This is a genomic window from Aliirhizobium smilacinae (assembly GCF_006335145.1).
GTDB lineage: Bacteria > Pseudomonadota > Alphaproteobacteria > Rhizobiales > Rhizobiaceae > Neorhizobium > Neorhizobium smilacinae.
In genome coordinates this window covers 1-563 of sequence record NZ_VDMN01000026.1, presented here as the reverse complement: position 1 = coordinate 563, position 563 = coordinate 1, and the positions used below count along the sequence as shown (strand labels likewise).

General features: G+C 58.6%; 1 protein-coding gene. It reads left to right on the top strand.

Annotated elements, in window-relative coordinates; all coding sequences use genetic code 11:
* Positions 1-555 (top strand): FAD-binding oxidoreductase (locus FHP24_RS28575; protein WP_281287482.1); only part of this gene is annotated, 555 nt, incomplete at its 5' end.
* Positions 556-563 lie beyond the last annotated feature (8 nt).

Sequence of the window (563 nt, the reverse complement as noted above, 5' to 3'; positions counted from 1 at the left end):
GCCTTCGAATTTCACGGCTCACCGGCTGGCGTGCAGGAACAGGTCGAAATGGTCGCCGCAATCGTCGGGGAAAACGGCGGGCGGGATTTCGAATGGGCGAACGCGGCGGAAGAACGAAACCGTCTCTGGAAGGCACGCCACAACGCCTTTTATGCCGTCGTATCTCAGCGTGAAAACGCCAAGGGCTGGTCCTCCGACGTTTGCGTACCGGTGTCCCAACTCAGCGGCTGCATCCTGAAGACACGGGAACTGCTCAAGGATTGCAGCGTTCCGGCGGCAATTCTCGGACATGTCGGAGATGGAAACTATCACGTCGTCTTCGCCGTCGATCCGAGCAACCAGACCGAGCTCGACGAAGTTGCGGCGATCAATAAAAAGATGGTTCAACACGCGATCTCCGTCGGCGGCACGTCGACCGGCGAACACGGCGTCGGCACCGGCAAAATCGACTATCTTCGGACCGAACATGGCGATGCCGTCGATCTCATGATCGTCATCAAGAACGCCATCGATCCCAAAGGCATTATGAATCCGGGCAAGGTGCTGCCGAGCTGAGCTGAGCC